At 71.4% G+C, this 16,586-nt stretch carries 14 protein-coding genes; 5 read left to right on the forward strand and 9 right to left on the reverse strand.

Going from position 1 to position 16,586, the window contains the following annotated elements; translation table 11 throughout:
- The first annotated feature begins 794 nt into the window (after positions 1 to 794).
- Positions 795 to 1,442 carry a M23 family metallopeptidase gene (locus ABZV34_RS31850; RefSeq protein WP_356284334.1) on the forward strand — a complete coding sequence of 216 codons (648 nt, stop codon included), beginning with the start codon at positions 795 to 797 and terminating at the stop codon, positions 1,440 to 1,442.
- A gap of 34 nt (positions 1,443 to 1,476) precedes the next feature.
- On the opposite strand, the gene ABZV34_RS31855 is transcribed toward ABZV34_RS31850, so the two are convergent.
- Positions 1,477 to 2,076 carry a helix-turn-helix domain-containing protein gene (locus ABZV34_RS31855; RefSeq protein ID WP_356284337.1) on the reverse strand — a complete coding sequence of 200 codons (600 nt, stop codon included), beginning with the start codon at positions 2,074 to 2,076 and terminating at the stop codon, positions 1,477 to 1,479.
- Positions 2,077 to 2,273: 197 nt separating this feature from the next.
- On the opposite strand from ABZV34_RS31855, the gene ABZV34_RS31860 reads away from it, so the two are divergent.
- The gene (locus ABZV34_RS31860) at positions 2,274 to 3,866 is read left to right on the forward strand and encodes an MDR family MFS transporter (protein ID WP_356284340.1); all 1,593 of its coding nucleotides are present in this window, start codon (positions 2,274 to 2,276) and stop codon (positions 3,864 to 3,866) included.
- Between the two features lie 205 nt (positions 3,867 to 4,071).
- Here ABZV34_RS31860 and cseC read toward each other — a convergent pair whose 3' ends face one another.
- The 5 genes from cseC to ABZV34_RS31885 all read right to left on the reverse strand — a co-directional run bounded on the left by cseC (position 4,072) and on the right by ABZV34_RS31885 (position 8,826).
- Positions 4,072 to 5,364 carry a two-component system sensor histidine kinase CseC gene (gene cseC, locus ABZV34_RS31865; protein ID WP_356284404.1) on the reverse strand — a complete coding sequence of 431 codons (1,293 nt, stop codon included), beginning with the start codon at positions 5,362 to 5,364 and terminating at the stop codon, positions 4,072 to 4,074.
- Between the two features lie 325 nt (positions 5,365 to 5,689).
- Positions 5,690 to 6,400, reverse strand: coding sequence for a two-component system response regulator CseB (gene cseB, locus ABZV34_RS31870; RefSeq protein ID WP_168529356.1), 711 nt, complete (start codon positions 6,398 to 6,400; stop codon positions 5,690 to 5,692).
- A 29-nt stretch (positions 6,401 to 6,429) separates the two neighbouring features.
- Positions 6,430 to 7,089, reverse strand: coding sequence for a hypothetical protein (locus ABZV34_RS31875; RefSeq protein ID WP_356284343.1), 660 nt, complete (start codon positions 7,087 to 7,089; stop codon positions 6,430 to 6,432).
- Positions 7,077 to 7,628, reverse strand: coding sequence for a SigE family RNA polymerase sigma factor (locus tag ABZV34_RS31880; RefSeq protein WP_356284346.1), 552 nt, complete (start codon positions 7,626 to 7,628; stop codon positions 7,077 to 7,079). The genes ABZV34_RS31875 and ABZV34_RS31880 overlap by 13 nt, the downstream gene beginning before the upstream one ends.
- Before the next feature lie 277 nt (positions 7,629 to 7,905).
- Positions 7,906 to 8,826, reverse strand: a complete 921-nt coding sequence (locus ABZV34_RS31885) for an A/G-specific adenine glycosylase (RefSeq protein ID WP_356284349.1) — start codon at positions 8,824 to 8,826, stop codon at positions 7,906 to 7,908.
- Positions 8,827 to 9,160: 334 nt separating this feature from the next.
- On the opposite strand from ABZV34_RS31885, the gene ABZV34_RS31890 reads away from it, so the two are divergent.
- Positions 9,161 to 9,976: a hypothetical protein gene (locus ABZV34_RS31890; protein WP_356284352.1), complete on the forward strand. Its 816-nt coding sequence runs from the start codon at positions 9,161 to 9,163 to the stop codon at positions 9,974 to 9,976.
- Positions 9,977 to 10,068: 92 nt separating this feature from the next.
- Here the strand turns inward: ABZV34_RS31890 and disA are convergent, their stop codons facing one another.
- Together disA and radA are read right to left on the reverse strand one after the other, a co-directional pair.
- Entirely contained in the window at positions 10,069 to 11,193 is a 1,125-nt protein-coding gene (gene disA, locus ABZV34_RS31895) for a DNA integrity scanning diadenylate cyclase DisA (RefSeq protein WP_356284355.1), read from the reverse strand.
- Positions 11,194 to 11,261: 68 nt separating this feature from the next.
- On the reverse strand, positions 11,262 to 12,671 hold the full coding sequence (radA, locus tag ABZV34_RS31900; protein ID WP_356284358.1) for a DNA repair protein RadA: 1,410 nt from the start codon (positions 12,669 to 12,671) through the stop codon (positions 11,262 to 11,264).
- Positions 12,672 to 12,946: 275 nt separating this feature from the next.
- Between radA and ABZV34_RS31905 the strand changes: the two genes are divergently transcribed.
- Positions 12,947 to 14,701: a hypothetical protein gene (locus ABZV34_RS31905; protein ID WP_356284361.1), complete on the forward strand. Its 1,755-nt coding sequence runs from the start codon at positions 12,947 to 12,949 to the stop codon at positions 14,699 to 14,701.
- A gap of 3 nt (positions 14,702 to 14,704) precedes the next feature.
- Here the strand turns inward: ABZV34_RS31905 and ABZV34_RS31910 are convergent, their stop codons facing one another.
- Positions 14,705 to 15,565: a hypothetical protein gene (locus ABZV34_RS31910; protein WP_356284364.1), complete on the reverse strand. Its 861-nt coding sequence runs from the start codon at positions 15,563 to 15,565 to the stop codon at positions 14,705 to 14,707.
- Positions 15,566 to 15,636: 71 nt separating this feature from the next.
- On the opposite strand from ABZV34_RS31910, the gene ABZV34_RS31915 reads away from it, so the two are divergent.
- The gene (locus tag ABZV34_RS31915; protein WP_356284367.1) at positions 15,637 to 16,569 is read left to right on the forward strand and encodes a Ppx/GppA phosphatase family protein; all 933 of its coding nucleotides are present in this window, start codon (positions 15,637 to 15,639) and stop codon (positions 16,567 to 16,569) included.
- Positions 16,570 to 16,586 lie beyond the last annotated feature (17 nt).

Here is a 16,586-nt window from a genome sequence, read left to right on the forward strand (position 1 = left end):
CGTACCCCACTTTCCATCGGGGGGGCCCCCCCCGGGGGCGGCGGCCGTCCCACCCGGGGGGGCGCCCGGGGCAGCGGCCCCGGGGCCCGCCCCTCTTCTCGTGTTCACGGCAGTGCGCGTACGGCGGCGGATCCGGGCCCCTGCGAGGCCTCCGGGAGCGCGTGACAGCCGACGGGCCCGGTAGGCGCGCCCACGGGCCTCTCCGTACGCAGGCGGACCCGTGTGCGGGGCTTCCGCGCGAGGGCGGGCCCAGGTGCGAAGTCCGCAGTGGGGCGCTCGGCTCTCCCCGGCTCTCCCCTCGCCTTCCTTCCCTTGTTGTCTCCCCCGCCCCTCCGGCCTCTCCGGAGGGCCCCGGATCACCTCGCGACGGGGGTCGCCGGAGGGGTCGGGCGGGCCCCGTGGGTGCCTCCGCGGTGACATGACGCACAGGAGATTTGTCCTGTACTAGGACTGTTAGTGGAGAGACGCAAGGGATCAAAACGGACTTTTCGGGCTGGGCTCGCGCGGGGCTCCGGGGGTTCGTTGCCGGGGTGTGGCGGGCGGCCGCTCCGGCCGTGCCGCACGGGGTGAGAAGTGGGGTTAAACCTGACTTCTTCCAGAAAAAACGGACGAATCAGTGCACGCCACACCTTCTGTCAAGGAGTCGGTCGTTTCGGGGTCAAGTACGACCATGCGTCGTAGAAGGGGACTTTGGGGATTCGCCGGGGTCCGGGTTACCAAGGGATGGCCCCCTCCGGCAGCCACTCGGTTCCTGAAGGGTTCACATCCCCCGTCCCCGTCACCATGAGGTTCAGATGTCGAAGCGCGTCACGTCCCGTCAGTCCCGCACGTCCCTGCTCCGTAGCCGGACGGTCGTCCTCGCCGCCTCGGTGGGCGCCTCGGTCGTACTGGGTGCCGGGATCGCGTCCGCCAGCACCCTGGACAACACCGCGACCAGCACGACGGCCGGTGTCCTGCAGACCCAGGCCGCCGCCCAGGCCAAGGCCGCCACGAAGGCTCACCACGCCGAGGCCAAGAAGGTCGCCTCCTGGATCGACCCGGTGAAGAAGTACACCCTGTCCGCCACCTTCGACCAGGCCGGCGGCATGTGGGCCCACAAGCACTCCGGCCAGGACTTCGCGGTTCCGCTGGGCACCGACGTGTCCGCCGCCCACGGCGGCACCGTCGTCAAGGCCGGCGGCAACGGCGCCGGCGACGGCCCCGCGTACGGCAACGCCATCGTCATCAAGCACGGCAACGGGACGTACTCCCAGTACGCCCACCTGTCGCGGATCGACGTGCGCATAGGCCAGGTCGTCGCCACCGGCCAGCACATAGCGCTGTCGGGCAACACCGGGAACTCCAGCGGGCCGCACCTGCACTTCGAGATCCGTACGACCCCGAACTACGGCTCGGCGATCGACCCGGTCGCCTTCCTCCACTCCAAGGGCGTGACGGTCTGAGCCCTCCCGGGCATGACCTCTGAGGCGTGAGGGTTCACGGAGCGACGGGACCGCTGTGCGCCTGCGTCACCAGATCGACGGCGACCTCCAGGATGGCCTTGCGCTTCTCCTCGGGGTCGCCTTCGACGTCCTTCAGCATGAACATCCCGGCATGCATCGAGAACAGCGCGCTGATGCAGCGGACCTGGTTCGTCAGGTCCGCTTCCGGCTCCTTGAGCAGGTCGATCATGCGGAGCATGCGGTCCTTGAAGTCCTCGCCGGTGCGCAGCTCACGGACGGCGGCCTGGTTCTCCTGCATGAAGCGGAAGAGCGGGGCCGCGTCCGCGAGGGCGTTGCTGTAGCGGTGCAGGATCTCCTGCTTCGTCGCCAGCGTGCGCGGCTGCTGCCGTGCCCACTCGATCAGTTCGTCCATGGGCCGGGACAGGTCCTGGAAGAGGCTCTTGAGGATGTCTTCCTTGGTCTTGAAGTGGTAGTACAGCGCCGCTTTGGTGACGTCCAGGTGCTCGGCGATCTCACGCAGCGAGGTCTTCTCGTAGCCGTGCTCGGAGAAGAGTTCGAGGGCTACGTCCTGGATGCGCTGGCGGGTGTCCCCGCGACGCTGACGCTTGGTGCCGTCCATGGTGTCGCCGCCCATCGTCGTACTCCTCGCACTCCTTGAAACGTACGTGCCGCCCCACGGGCAAATCCAGGAAAACTTACTTGACGCCCGGCTAGTTACGGGACTACTTTCCCTCAGTGTAGTCAACTTGCCGGTCGGCAAGTAAGTAGCGGAGCAGGGGCACTCGCCCCTACACCAGTGGGCATCCAGCGGGACCCAGGGGAGTGGGAAAGATGGCGGACAACACGGAAGCGGTCACACAGACCGAGAAACAACCACGCAGTGTACGGGTCGTGTTGCTCGCGCTCATGATCGCGATGCTCCTGGCGATGCTCGACAACATGATCGTGGGCACGGCGATGCCGACGATCGTGGGCGAACTGGGCGGTCTGGAGCACCTGTCCTGGGTCGTCACCGCGTACACGCTCGCGACCGCCGCCTCGACCCCGATCTGGGGCAAGCTCGGCGACATGTACGGGCGCAAGGGCGCCTTCATGACCTCGATCGTGATCTTCCTCGTCGGGTCCGCGCTCAGCGGCATGGCGCAGGACATGGGGCAGCTGATCGGCTTCCGTGCCATCCAGGGCCTGGGCGCCGGCGGTCTGATGGTCGGCGTCATGGCGATCATCGGGGACCTCATTCCGCCGCGTGAGCGGGGCAAGTACCAGGGCATGATGGCCGGCATCATGGCGCTCGCCATGATCGCCGGACCGCTGGTCGGCGGGTCCATCACGGACCACTGGGGCTGGCGCTGGTCCTTCTACATCAACCTGCCGCTCGGCATCGTCGCGCTGCTGGCCGTCAGCGCCGTGCTGCACCTGCCCAAGAAGCGGGTCGACGCGAAGATCGACTATCTCGGCGCCGGTCTGCTGACCGTCGGCATCTCGTCCATCGTGCTCGTCACCACCTGGGGCGGCAGCGAGTACGCCTGGGGTTCCGCCCGGATCATGGAGCTCATCGGCATCGGTGTCGCCGCGCTCGTCGGCTTCGTCTTCGTGCAGACCAAGGCCGTCTCGCCGATCCTGCCGCTGCACATCTTCCGCAACCGCAACTTCACGCTGATGTCCGTCATCGGCTTCATCACCGGCTTCGTGATGTTCGGCGCCGTGCTCTTCCTGCCGCTGTACCAGCAGTCCGTGCAGGGCGCCTCCGCGACCAACTCCGGCCTGCTGCTCCTGCCGATGCTGGGCGCGATGCTGGTCACCTCGATGGTCGCAGGCCGGGTCACCACCAGCAGCGGCCGCTACAAGGCGTTCCCGGTCGTCGGCAGTGTGCTGATGTCCGTGGGCCTGTTCCTGCTGTCGGAGATGGACACCGGAACCAGCCGGCTGACCTCGGGCCTGTACATGGCCGTGCTCGGCCTGGGCATGGGCTGCCTGATGCAGATCACGATGCTGGTGGCGCAGAACAGCGTCGAGATGAAGGACATGGGCGTCGCGTCCTCGTCCACCACCCTCTTCCGTACGCTCGGCTCGTCCTTCGGCGTCGCGATCATGGGCGCGCTGTTCAACCACCGCGTCCAGGACGTGATGGCCGAGCGTGCCGGGGCGCTGGGCTCCAAGATGACCGAGCAGTCCGCGCAGCTCGACGCGGCCAGCCTCGCCAAGCTGCCGGCCGCGGCGCGCGAGGCTTATCAGGTCGCGGTGTCCGCCGGTACGCACTCCGCGTTCCTGCTGGGATCCGTGGTGGCCCTGGGCGCACTGGCGGCGGCGGTGTTCGTGAAGGAGGTCCCGCTGCGGGGCGCCGGAGCACCCGCCAAGTCCGCCGAGGCCGACGCCACGGCGAACGACGCGCCGCCGAAGGAAACCCTGGCGGAAACCGTCTGACCCCCGCTCGTTCCGAAGGCCCCCGGCGTGTCCGCCCCGGGGGCCTTCACCCGTTCCCGGGCCTTCACCCGTTCCCGGGCCTTCACCCGTTCCCGGGCCTTCACCCGTTCCCGGGCCTTCACCCGTTCCCGGGCGTTCACCGGCGTCCGCCGTGGGCGTTCATGGGCCTGTCGTGGCACGCGTACCGCGACCGGCGCCCGCTCCCTCACGCCGGCAGCAGGGGGAAGCTGCCCGTGTTCGTGGGCGCGTGCTCCGGCAGCCACAGCACCGCGACGGCGCCTTCCGCGGGCCTGTTCTCCGGGGCGCCCGCGGGCCGGATGTTGCGGAAGGTCAGCCGGGCGCCGAGCACCCGGGCCTGGCCCGCCGCGATGGTGAGCCCGAGCCCGTGACCGTGGCCCGAGCGGTCGCTGCTGCCGGTACGGAAGCGGCTGGGACCGTCGGCGAGGAGTGCCTCGGGGAATCCGGGACCGTGGTCGCGCACACGGATGACGCGGCCCTCCACGGAGACCTCGATCGGCGGTTTGCCGTGCCGCGCGGCGTTGGCCAGCAGGTTGAACAGGACACGCTCCAGGCGACGCGGATCCGTGGTGACCTCCGACTCGTGGATCACGCGTACGACGATGTCGGCGTCCTTGGCGGCCACCCGGCGCCTCACGAACTCACCGAGCATGATGTCCTGCAGCTCGGCCCGTTCGGAGGCACCGTCCAGCCGCGCCACCTCCAGGACGTCCTCGACGAGTGTGCGCATGGCCTGCGCCCGGTCGCGGACGAGTTCCGTGGGACGGCCGGGGGGCAGCAGCTCGGCCGCGGTCAGCAGCCCCGTGACCGGGGTGCGCAGCTCGTGCGCGATGTCGGCGGTCACCCGGCGCTCGGCCTCGATGCGCTGCTGGAGCGCGTCGGCCATGGCGTCCACGGCCCGCGCCAGGTCGTCGGTCTCGTCGCGTACGACTCCGCCGATCGCTTCCCGTACGCGGACGTCGGTCTCGCCCTTGGCGACCTGGTTCGCGGCGGCCGCGGCTTTGCGCAGCCGGCGCGACAGCTGACCGCCGATCAGTACGCCGAGGGCGCTGCCGCCGAAGACGACCGCGATGGAACCGATGATCAGCGCCTGGTCGAGGTCCTTCATGACGTCGGTGTTGCGGTCCGTGAACCCGGTGTGGAGTGAGAGGACACGGCCGTCCTTGAGGGGCACGGCCGCCCAGATGTCCGGCACGCCGTTGGGACGGTCGGCCACGTAGGTGGCTCGCCGTCCCTCCTCGACCTTCGCCAGCAGGTCTCCCGGGATCGTCGGGTCGTCGACCTTGACCCCGAAGGACTGCGTGCGGCCGGACTCGTACATGCGCTGGGCGACCTGGATCCGCTCGTCCGCCAGATCACGCGAGTTGTCGAGCATCGAGACGCGTGCCGCGTTGTGCACGACCAGGCTCAGCGCGACCGCGACGAGGGCGCCGACCATGGCGATGGCCGCGCTCAGCTTCCACCGGATGCCGGTGCGCATACCGGTGAGTCCGGTCTCGGCGGCCCGGCCACCGCGCTCGGTCCTGCCGCCGCCGGTGCCCGTGCGGGCGGCGAAGCCGACGGACCCGCTGCCGGCGTCGCCCGCCCTGCCGCCGGCCCCACCCGTCCCGCCGACGCCGCTGTGGACGGCGGCGCCGGCCGGTCCGCCGTGGACGGTGCCAGGTCCACGGAAGTCGGCGACCGGCCCGGCGGTGCCGGTGCCGGTGCCGGTGCCGGATCTGCCGATGCCGGATCTGCCGATGCCGAAGCCCGGTCTGTCGTCGTCCGCCGGTTTCCCGCGCTGGAACATCCCCCGCATACCCTGCTCAGGCCTTCAACTTGTAGCCGAAACCACGGACCGTCTCGATCCGGTCCTGGCCGATCTTCGTCCGCAGTCGCTGGACATGGACATCGACGACGCGGGTGTCACCGCCCCAGCCGTAGTCCCACACACGTTCGAGCAGCTTGTCGCGGCTCAGCACCGTGCCCGGCGCGGACGAGAACTCCAGCAGCAGCCGCATCTCGGTGGGTGTCAGCGCGACCGGCACCCCGCCCTTGAGCACCTCCATGCCCTCGGTGTCGATCTCCAGGTCCCCGTCCCCGAAGGAGAGCAGGCCGCCGCCGACCGGCGAGGGCGTGTCCGTACCCGCGTTCGGACCGCTCGCGTGCCCGAAGCGCCGCAGCACCGCGCGGATACGGGCGACCAGCACGGCTCCGTCGAAGGGCTTGGTCACGTAGTCGTCGGCGCCCGCCTCCAGACCCAGGACGACATCGATCGAGTCGGCCCGCGCCGACAGCATGATCACGGGGACGGTGGACTCGTCACGGATACGCCGGCACAGGCTGACACCGTCGAGGCCGGGGACCATGACGTCCAGGAGGGCGATGTCGGGGCGGTCCGCGCGGAACGCCTCCAGGCCCGACAGACCGTCGGGCATGGCGGTGACCGCGAAGCCGTCCCGCTCCAGCGCGAGTTGTGTGGCCTCGCGGATGACATCGTCGTCCTCGACGAACAGGACGTGGGTCTGCTCTGCCATCCGGCTGCTCCGTTTGTTCCGTCTGCTCTTCAGTTCGCGGCGGGGGAGGGGGCGTCGGTGGCGCCCACCGCATTGCTGTAGTCGTTGTGCGTCCGGGACTCCTCGGCGAAGTGGGCCGCGGACCAGCCGTAGGTGATCACTTCTTCGCTGGAGGGGTACGACACCGGGTCGCCCTTCTTGTACAGCTGCTGTGTGACCACCAGATCGCCCCGGTCGATCTCCGCGTAGACCGGCGGTTCCTCGGTCTTGAACACGTTCTCGTACCGGCCCTTCTCCTCGCGGTACACGTAGGAGCCGATACCGACGGCGTCTCCGCAGGTCATCACATTGACCACGACGTCGTCCGAGGGTCCCCCGGTCAGCTCCCCGTACGACACGTCGACCGGGTACTCGTCGGCCACGCACGGCTTGAGTGCGCTCTTGACCGACGGACTGACCTCGGGGTCGTCCTTGACGAGCTTGACCACGTCCACCCGCTTGGCGGCCTTCGTGGCCGAGGGGGAGGTGGTGGGTTTCGTAGGGCCCTTGGCCACCGCCTCGCTGCCCGCCGGGCCCTCGTCACGGGCGCCCGTACCACCCGTGGCACAAGCGGTCAGGAAAAGGCCGAGGGCGGCGAGCACGGCCGTCGCCGCACCCCCCGCCTTCAGTACCCGGCCGGTACTCCTGGCCCGAATTTCTAGGCCGCGCAACGCTCCCGCTCCTCACCCGGTTCGAGCGCGCGGGCGCCGCGCTCCTCCTGGTCCCGGCTCTCCAGCTCCTCGCGGAGCCGGGCCAGCGCCCGGTGCAGCGTGCTCTTGACCGTTCCGGCCGACATGCCGAGCGCGGCGGCCGTCTCCTCCGTGGACATCTGCTCCCAGTGTCGCAGCACCACGACACTGCGCTGCTTCGGAGCGAGCACCTTCATGATGTCCATGAGCAGCGCGCGGTCCGCGTGCTGCTCGGTGGAGTCCTCGACGCAGGCGTCCGGGAGCTGCTCGGTGGGCACCTCCTCGAGCTTCCGCGCCCGCCACCACTCGGTCCGTGTATTGATCATCACGCGGCGCAGGTACGCGTCGGCCAGCCGCTTGTCCGCGATGCCGTCCCAGCGTCCGTACGTACGTACGAGCGCGGTCTGCAGCAGGTCCTGGGCGTCCACGGGGTCGGGGACCAGGCGACGGGCACTGCGCAACAGCGCGTCCTGCCGAGTGCGGACGTACTCCTCGAATTCGAGCACCTCGCCGTGCGCCATGATCAACCGCCTCCATCCCCGTTTCCGACCCGCCTGCTGACGCCTGCTGCCGGTTGTCCATCGCCTGCGCACCGCTGTCGTTCCGCTGTGTGTGCGGTACGGGAATGAAGCTACGGAGGCGTTGTCACGGGGTTGTCCGAGACAGCCTGCGACGAGCACTCGGCTGTACGTCGGTTGTGTAACGGAAGGAGAAGACGGGTAAGGCGAGGTGACTACCTGTCCTGGTTGAGGGTGATTTGACGGCTCGTGGAGTACGTGACGGTCGTGATGGTCGTGACTAGGTCAGGGGCAGCCGGTACAAACCGCCCGTGAGGGGTTCGACGAGTCCGTCGGCGACGAGACCGTCCAGAGCCCGGGCCCGCTGCACCGGTTCCTCCCACACACGGTCCAGGGCGGACTGCGGGACGGGCGTGACGGCCTCCCTGAGTACGGCGAGCAGCTTGCCGCGCACCTGACGGTCGGTACCGGCGTACGTCTGGCCGCGGCGCGGCGGGCCGTCGTGCTCCGGCTTGCCCGCCAGCCGCCACGCGCACTGGGCGGCGATCGGGCAGCGGTGGCAGCTCTCGTTCTTCGCCGTGCAGATCAGCGCGCCGAGTTCCATGGAGGCGGCGGCCCAGCGGGAGGCCGTGCGCTCACTCTCGGGGAGCAGGGCGCGGGCGAGCTTGCGTTCGGCGGCCGTGGTGGCGTTCGGCGGGTACCGCACGCCGGCCACGGCCCGGGCGAAGACCCTGCGGACGTTCGTGTCCAGGACGGCGTGCCGCTGGCCGTACGCGAAGGACGCCACCGCCGCGGCCGTGTACTCGCCGATGCCGGGCAGCGCGAGCAGCTGCGCGTGCTCCTTGGGTACGTCGCCGCCGTGGCGTTCCGTTATGGCGACCGCGGCGCCGTGCAGCCGGAGGGCGCGGCGGGGGTAGCCGAGGCGGCCCCAGGCGCGGACGGCTTCGCCCGGCGCCTCCTTGGCGAGGTCGGCGGGGCGGGGCCAGCGGGCCACCCACTGTTCGTACACGGGCAGGACGCGGCTCACGGGGGTCTGCTGCAACATGAACTCACTGACCATCACGCCCCAGGGGCCGGCGTCGGGACGGCGCCAGGGGAGGTCGCGGGCGTGCTCGTCGAACCAGGTGATCACCGGCGCGTGCAGGGTCTCGCCGGGGGCGGTGGGCGGGGGGCTGGGTGTGGGCAAGGTGGGTGCAGTCATGACGTTTCCGATCCTGCCATGGGTCGGTGCCGGGGCGTGCTTCTCGCGTACATGGGCGGGTTGCGCGCCCCACCACCGGCGCGCGCCCGGGTCCTCGCCCCCGCCGCCCCTCGCCCGTCCCATCCCAGGGGGCCGCGCCCCCCAGGGCCAGGCTGACGGGGGTCCCCCCTGTTCGCGCGAAGCCGAGAGCTTGGGGGAGGGTAGGGGCGGCGGGGGCGAAATCGGGCGGGGGCGACACCTGGACCGGGCTGCCGAGATGATGATCCGGAAAAGTTGACGCCCAGGGCGGCGGGTGGGGCAAGTCCCGGCCCCGATCTCTCGTACAGTTTGCGCCGTGGGATCTCTGCGCAATCCGGTCGGGCCGCTACCCTCCACCATCTACTGGCGTCGGAGGGCCGTTCTGCTGTCCCTGGTCGCTCTGTTGGCGCTGCTGACGGTCTGGATCGTCAGCACCGGGGGCGGCGGCAAGAAGGGCGCGGACGGTTCCAACGGGAAGGGCCCCGTGGAGACGATCACCCCGGGCCCCTCGGGATCCGGCCCGGCGATAAGCCAACACCCGGGCGGACGCGACGAGTCGAGCGGCAGCGCGAACACCGGCGGCGGCGACGGCAGTGGCGGGGGCGACGGCAGCGGCAACGGTTCCGGCGGCGGATCGGCCGGAGGCGCCGGCGGCGCGGACGGCGGCTCCCACGGCGGAGGCACCGGCTCCGCCGGATCCGCCGATCAGGTCCCGGCCGGTTCCACTCTCCCCAACTGCGCGGCGGGCGCGGTCAAGCTGACCCTGCGCAGTGTCCACAACTCGTACGGACCCGGCGCCAAGCCCTCGATCCAGCTGATCGCGAAGAACTCCTCCGGCAGCGACTGCAAGGTCGACCTCGGACCGAAGAAAGCCGTCCTGACGATCACTCAGGCCGGGGAGGACAAGAGTTTCTGGTCCTCCGCCGACTGCCCCAGGGACGTCTCCAGTCTCTTCTTCCGTGTTCCGGCCGGCGGCCAGGTGACCTACACGGTGGACTGGGACCGCAAGGCCGGCGCCCCCGAGTGCGCGACGCCCCCGGCGGGTTCGGCGTCCGCGGGCACCTACCTGGTGGAGGCGAAGGCGCCGGGGCTGGCGAAGGCACAGACGTCGTTCGTGCTGTCGCAGGACTGAGACGCCGGGCGATCCGGCTCCCCGGGCGATCGGCTCCCCGGGTGATCCGGACGGCCGGGTGATCCGGATCCCCGGGTCACCCAGGGGATCCGTCAGACGTACCGTTCCAGGATCGACGACTCCGCCAGCCGCGAAAGCCCCTCGCGCACGCTGCGCGCCCGCGCCTCGCCCACCCCGTCGACGGCCTGGAGGTCGTCGACGCTGGCCGCGAGAAGCTTCTGCAGACCACCGAAGTGCTCGACGAGACGGTCGATGATCGCGCCGGGCAGACGCGGGACCTTCGCGAGGAGCCGGAAACCGCGCGGCGAGACCGCGGAGTCGAGCGCCTCGGGGGAGCCGGTGTAACCCAACGCCCTTGCCACCGTGGGCAGTTCGAGCAGCTCGGCATGGGCGAGGGCGTTCAGCTCGAAGAGGGCCTCGTCGACCGTGCGGGAGCGCTTCGCGGTGGGCTCGGGCACGTAGTCACGGACCACCAGCTCACGCTCGGGCTCCACGCCCGCGATCAACTCGTCGAGCTGGAGGGAGAGCAGCCGTCCGTCGGTGCCCAACTCCACCACGTACTCGGCGATCTCGGTCGCGATGCGGCGCACCATCTCCAGACGCTGGGCCACCGCCGACACGTCCCGGACGGTGACCAGGTCCTCGATCTCCAGCGCGGAGAGCGTGCCCGCGACCTCGTCGAGGCGGAGCTTGTAGCGCTCCAGGGTCGCGAGAGCCTGGTTGGCTCGCGAGAGGATCGCGGCGGAGTCCTCGAGGACGCGGCGCTGACCGTCGACGTAGAGGGCGATCAGCCGCATCGACTGGGAGACCGAGACGACGGGGAAGCCGACCTGCTTGCTCACCCGGTCCGCGGTGCGGTGCCGCGTACCCGTCTCCTCGGTGGGGATCGTCGGGTCCGGCACCAGTTGCACGCCCGCCCGCAGGATCTTGGTGAGGTCCTTGTCGACCACGATGCCGCCGTCGAGCTTGCACAGCTCGCGCAGCCGGGTCGCGGTGAACTCCACGTCCAGCACGAAGCCGCCGGTGCACATCGACTCGACGGTCTTGTCCCAGCCGAGCACGATGAGCCCGCCGGTGTTGCCGCGGAGAATTCGTTCGAGCCCGTCGCGCAGGGCCGTGCCGGGTGCCACGGCGCTCAATGAGGCGCGCATCAGGCCATCGGCACCGGAGCTCCCACCGGACTTTCCGGGAGCTGCTGCCCGGTCGTTGGCTGCCACTGCACTCCTCCGGTCGCGGGTTTCCGGTCGCCCGGGGTTCGTACGGACGGGCGAGACCAGGGCAAAGTCTACCGGCGCTCCTCGTCCTCCCGTGGGGCCTCTCGACGACGTGAGCGCGGAAGGACGCGCAGCGCCTCGCCCATGTCGGCGACTTCCAGGACCTTCATACCGGGTGGCGTCCTGCCCGGATCGCTCGGAACAAGGGCGTGGGTGAAGCCCAGTCGGTGGGCTTCGGCCAGTCGCCGCTGCACCCCCGTAACCCGTCTGACCTCCCCGGCGAGGCCCACTTCGCCGATCGCGACGAGGTTCTTGGGGAGAGGAGTGTCACTCGCCGCGGACGCGAGCGCGAGGGCGATCGCGAGGTCGGCGGCCGGCTCGGAGAGCTTCACACCGCCGACCGTCGCCGAATAGATGTCACGTTTTCCGAGGGCGCTGATCCGGCCCCGCTGCTCCAGGACGGCCAGCATCATGGAGACGCGGGAGGTCTCCAGACCGGAGGTCGTCCGGCGGGGGGACGGGATCTGCGAGTCCACCGTGAGGGCCTGCACCTCCGCGACCAGGGGCCGGCGGCCTTCCAGGGTCACGGTCAGACAGGTGCCCGGGACCGGCTCGGCGCGCCGGGTGAGGAAGAGGCCGGAGGGGTCGGTCAGCCCCGTGATGCCCTCGTCGTGCAGCTCGAAGCAGCCGACCTCGTCCGTCGTCCCGTACCGGTTCTTGACGCCTCGGACCAGCCGGAGGCGGGCGTGGCGGTCGCCCTCGAAGCTCAGGACGACGTCCACGAGGTGTTCGAGCAGACGGGGGCCCGCGATCGAGCCGTCCTTGGTGACATGGCCCACCAGGAGGGTCGACATGCCGCGCTCCTTGGAGGCGCGGATGAGTGCCCCGGCGACCTCACGGACCTGGGCCATGCCGCCCGGGGCGCCGTCGATCTCCGGGGAGGCGACGGTCTGCACCGAGTCGAGGATGAGGAGCGACGGCTTCACGGCGTCGAGATGGCCGAGGACGGCGGCCAGGTCGGTCTCCGCGGCCAGATAGAGGTGGTCGTCGATGGCCTTGATGCGGTCGGCGCGCAGCCGGACCTGGCTCGCCGACTCCTCACCCGTCACATACAGCGTGCGGTGCTCGTCGCTCGCCGCCTTCGCCGCCACGTCCAGGAGAAGGGTGGACTTCCCGACGCCGGGCTCGCCCGCGAGCAGGACGACCGCGCCGGGGACCAGACCGCCGCCCAGGACGCGGTCCAGCTCGGGCACGCCGGTGCTGCGCGCGGTGGCCTGGCGGCCGTCGACCTGGCCGATGGGCACCGCGGAGGTGGTGACACGGCCGGGCGTCGTGGTCCGGACCGCGGGTGCGCCGTACTCCTCGACCGTCCCCCACGCCTGGCACTCGGGGCAGCGGCCGAGCCATTTGGCCGTCTGCCATCCGCACTCGGTGCAGCGGTAGGACGGCCGGTCCTTCGCGGATTTCGTACGGGCAGCCATGACCGAACCGTAGCCGAGGCCACTGACAGCGCGGTCGGCCGTCCCGCGCACCGCCGTGAGTTCGTCGCCGGCCCGCTCCTCCCGTTCTCCCCGGCGCGCCGGGGGCTTCCGCCGACCGGAACCCGTCGCGCGCCCCCCGTCCGTCGCCGCCCGTGGAGGCCCAGGCCACGGAATCGGAGGTTGGTGTCCCCTTATGAGGGATCGTTTCACCCGTACGGATTAAATATGCTCAAGGGGGAAGAAGGGGTCGCCGTCGGGCACCTACGGTCGCACGGGTGATGAGCAGCAGTCCGGAGACCTCGACACACACCACGCACACCACCGGCGCACACCGGGCGCACGGCGCAGCGCGCAAGCGGGTGGCCCTGCCCCGTGGCGCATCGGCCCGCACGACGGCCCAGCGCCCTCCCGCGCGCTACGAGCCCTATCTGGACGGCCTGTTCACCTACTGCCTGTCCGTGCTGTGCGACCACGACACCGCCACCGCCGCGCTCGGCGACGTCCTCGCGCTCGCCGACCGCCGGGGCCAGCGGTCCCCGGAATCCCCGGACGACCGCCGGGCCTGGCTGTACGCGCTCGCCCGCTGGTCCTGCCTGCGCAAACTCACCGAGGCCCGGCGCGGACACCAGGCGACGCACGCCACCGGCCGCCGTACGACCCCCAAGGGCGACAAGGAAGCCGCCGACCGGCGCGCGGCCGAGGCGCTCGCCGCCCCCGTCTCCGAGGAGGTCCGGGCCCAGCGACAGCGCGAACTCGGTCTGCTGGCCTGGCCGGAGGCCGCCGGCACCACCCCCGAGCAGCGGGAGGCGCTCGAACTCGCCGTCCGCCACCAGCTCGCCGCCCACGAGGTCGCCGCCGTCCTCGGCATGGACGCCACCAAGGCGCGCGAGCTGCTCGCCTCCGCCGCCTGTGAGGTCGAACGCACCCGCGCCGCCCTCGCCGTCGTCGAGACGGGCACCTGCCCGAGCGTCGCCCGCCTCACCGGCGACAGCCGGCTGGTCCTGAGCGCCGGCCTGCGCCGCGAACTCGTCCGGCACGTCGACGACTGCCCGCGCTGCCGGCGCACCGCCGAACGCGCCGCGCCCGGTACCTGGCCCGGCACCAGCGTCACGCCCGCCGCGCTCCCCGTCCTGCAGGCCCCGCGCGCCGCCCTGCACATCGCGCTCGAGCACGTCCCGCGGACGCGGGGCGGCGCGCCGCGCTTCGACCGGCGCGGCTTCCCGATGGACCCCAAGGACCGGGCCGCCCGCCGGGACCGGCTGCGGGCGCGCGCCGTCACCACGACCGTCGTCGCCACCGTCGTCGCCGCCCCGGTGCTCGCCCTCTGGGCGGCCTACCGCGGCGCGCCCCTCACCGGAGAGGGCGCCGACGGCCGCCCGGCCACCGCGAGCGAGGCGCACGGCCACGACGGCATCGGCGGCGAGAACGGCGGCGGCTACGAGAACGCGGGCAACGCCAGCACCAGACCCGGCGGCCGCTTCGACAAGGGCGACGGCACGGCCGACGTGTCCGTGGAGGTCACCAGCGCCGCGGGCGCGGGCAGCGCCGCCGGACACCTCTCCGTACAGGCCACGGGCAGCGGCGACACGACCCTCATCACGCTGACCGCGTCCGGGAGTTCGACGGTTCACTGGTCCGCGCGTTCCGGAGCGCCCTGGCTCTACCTCAGCCGGTCCTCGGGCGCGCTCGCCCCCGGAGAGTCGGTGACGATCAAGGTGTACGTGGACCAGCTCCGCCAGCCGTCGGGCCACTGGAGCGCGCGCGTGGCGATCGCACCCGCGGGCGCCGTGGTCACGATCGGCGGGTACGGGAGCGCGGGCCCGTCTTCCCCCGGCGGGTCCGGCCCCGGTCCGGTGCCCGGCAGCCCCACCCCGTCCGGCCCCGGCTCGGCAACGCCCTCGTCCGGTCCCGACCCGTCGCCGACCCCTTCCGCCCCGTCGCCGACCCCCACGCCCACGGACCCGACCCCGTCGAACCCGGACGGCTCGACCCCGCCGCCCGCGGGCACCGGCGACCCGGTCCCGTCCTGACGGTCAGGCGACCGGGTCCGCCGGATGCGGTGCGAGCAGCGGCAGCTGCGAGGCCAGCCGCTGTTCGCAGAGTTCGACCAGGCGGTCGTACCCGCCCTTGCCCATCAGCTCCACCAGCTCCGGGCGGTACGAGACGTACACCGGGTCGCCCGCTCCGTGCGCCGAGGTCGCCGACGTGCACCACCAGTGCAGGTCGTGGCCGCCCGGACCCCAGCCCCGGCGGTCGTACTCGCCGATCGAGACCTGGAGCACCCGGGTGTCGTCGGGCCGGTCGATCCACTCGTACGTCCGGCGCACCGGCAGCTGCCAGCACACGTCCGGCTTGGTCTCCAGCGGCTCGCGGCCCTCCTTGACCGCCAGGATGTGCAGCGAGCAGCCCGCGCCACCGGCGAAACCGGGCCGGTTCTGGAAGATGCACGAGCCCTCGTACGGGCGCGTCTGGCGCTCGCCGTCCTCGTCCTGCGACACCCAGCCCGTCTCCAGGCCGATGTCATGGTGCTGCCAGACGTCCGGCGTGAGCCTCGCCACGTGCCCGGCCACCCGCTTCTCGTCGTCCTCGTCCGAGAAGTGGGCCCCCAGCGTGCAGCAGCCGTCGTCGGCGCGACCGGCCTGGATGCCCTGGCAGCCGCTGCCGAAGATGCAGTTCCAGCGAGAGGTCAGCCATGTCAGATCGCACCGGAAGACCTGCTCGTCATCGGCGGGATCCGGAAACTCCACCCATGCCCGCGCGAAGTCGAGTCCCTTCTCGTCGGACGCCGAGGCCTTCACCGGCGCCGCCTTCGGGGACTTCTTGGACTTGGTGGCCTTCTCCTGCGAAGAACCCTTGGCCGAATTGTCAGGCTTCGCCTTTTTCGTCTTTGGCACGCGTCCAGGGTAAGTCGCCGGAGGCCGCTCCGGGGACGGCGGGCGGGCCAGGCCGCAGTAGCGTTCCGTACATGAGACTCGGTGTCCTCGACGTGGGTTCGAACACGGTGCATCTGCTGGTGGTGGATGCACACCCTGGCGCGCGCCCGCTGCCCGCGCACTCGCACAAGGCCGAACTGCGGCTCGCCCAACTGCTCGACGAGAGCGGGGCGATCGGCTCCGACGGTGTCGACAAACTCATCGAGACGGTCCAGGACGCGCTGGAGGCCGCCGAGGACAAGGGTGTCGAGGCGATGCTGCCGTTCGCCACCTCCGCCGTGCGTGAGGCCAGCAACGCGGACGACGTGCTGGCCCGGGTGCAGGCCGAGACCGGTGTCGAGCTCCAGGTGCTGACCGGCGCGGAGGAGGCCAGGCTGACGTTCCTGGCCGCCCGCCGCTGGTTCGGCTGGTCGGCGGGCAAGCTGCTGGTCCTCGACATCGGCGGGGGATCGCTGGAGATCGCGTACGGCCTGGACGAGGAGCCGGACGCGGCGGTGTCGTTGCCGCTGGGCGCGGGGCGGCTGACCGCGGGCTGGCTGGCGGCCGATCCCGCGGATCCGGCCGACATCAAGGCGCTGCGGCGTCATGTCCGGGCGCAGATCGCCCGTACGGTCGGGGAGTTCAGCCGCTTCGGCGCCCCCGACCATGTCGTCGCCACCTCCAAGACCTTCAAGCAGCTCGCCCGGCTGGCCGGGGCGGCGCGCTCCACGGACGGGCTGTACGTGCAGCGTGAGCTGAAGCGGCGTTCCCTGCAGGACTGGGTGCCGAGACTCGCCTCGATGACGGTCGGCGAGCGGGCGGAGCTTCCCGGGGTCTCCCCGGGGCGGGCGGGTCAGCTGCTCGCGGGGGCGCTGGTCGCCGAGGGGGCGATGGATCTTTTCGGGGTGGAGACCCTGGAGATCTGTCCCTGGGCTCTTCGGGAGGGTGTCATCCTGCGGCGTCTGGACCAGATGGAGTCGGTGTAGCCCCTTCCTCCAGACCT

Source organism: Streptomyces sp. NPDC005195 (genome assembly GCF_040608315.1).
GTDB lineage: Bacteria > Actinomycetota > Actinomycetes > Streptomycetales > Streptomycetaceae > Streptomyces > Streptomyces kaempferi.

Bases quoted from the DNA above. Each gene is read 5' to 3' on its own strand.
- ABZV34_RS31850 (WP_356284334.1), top strand. From the start codon at position 795: ATGTCGAAGCGCGTCACGTCCCGTCAGTCCCGCACGTCCCTGCTCCGT.
- ABZV34_RS31855 (WP_356284337.1), bottom strand. From the start codon at position 2,076: ATGGGCGGCGACACCATGGACGGCACCAAGCGTCAGCGTCGCGGGGAC.
- ABZV34_RS31860 (WP_356284340.1), top strand. From the start codon at position 2,274: ATGGCGGACAACACGGAAGCGGTCACACAGACCGAGAAACAACCACGC.
- cseC (WP_356284404.1), bottom strand. From the start codon at position 5,364: ATGCGCACCGGCATCCGGTGGAAGCTGAGCGCGGCCATCGCCATGGTC.
- cseB (WP_168529356.1), bottom strand. From the start codon at position 6,400: ATGGCAGAGCAGACCCACGTCCTGTTCGTCGAGGACGACGATGTCATC.
- ABZV34_RS31880 (WP_356284346.1), bottom strand. From the start codon at position 7,628: ATGGCGCACGGCGAGGTGCTCGAATTCGAGGAGTACGTCCGCACTCGG.
- ABZV34_RS31885 (WP_356284349.1), bottom strand. From the start codon at position 8,826: ATGACTGCACCCACCTTGCCCACACCCAGCCCCCCGCCCACCGCCCCC.
- radA (WP_356284358.1), bottom strand. From the start codon at position 12,671: ATGGCTGCCCGTACGAAATCCGCGAAGGACCGGCCGTCCTACCGCTGC.
- ABZV34_RS31915 (WP_356284367.1), top strand. From the start codon at position 15,637: ATGAGACTCGGTGTCCTCGACGTGGGTTCGAACACGGTGCATCTGCTG.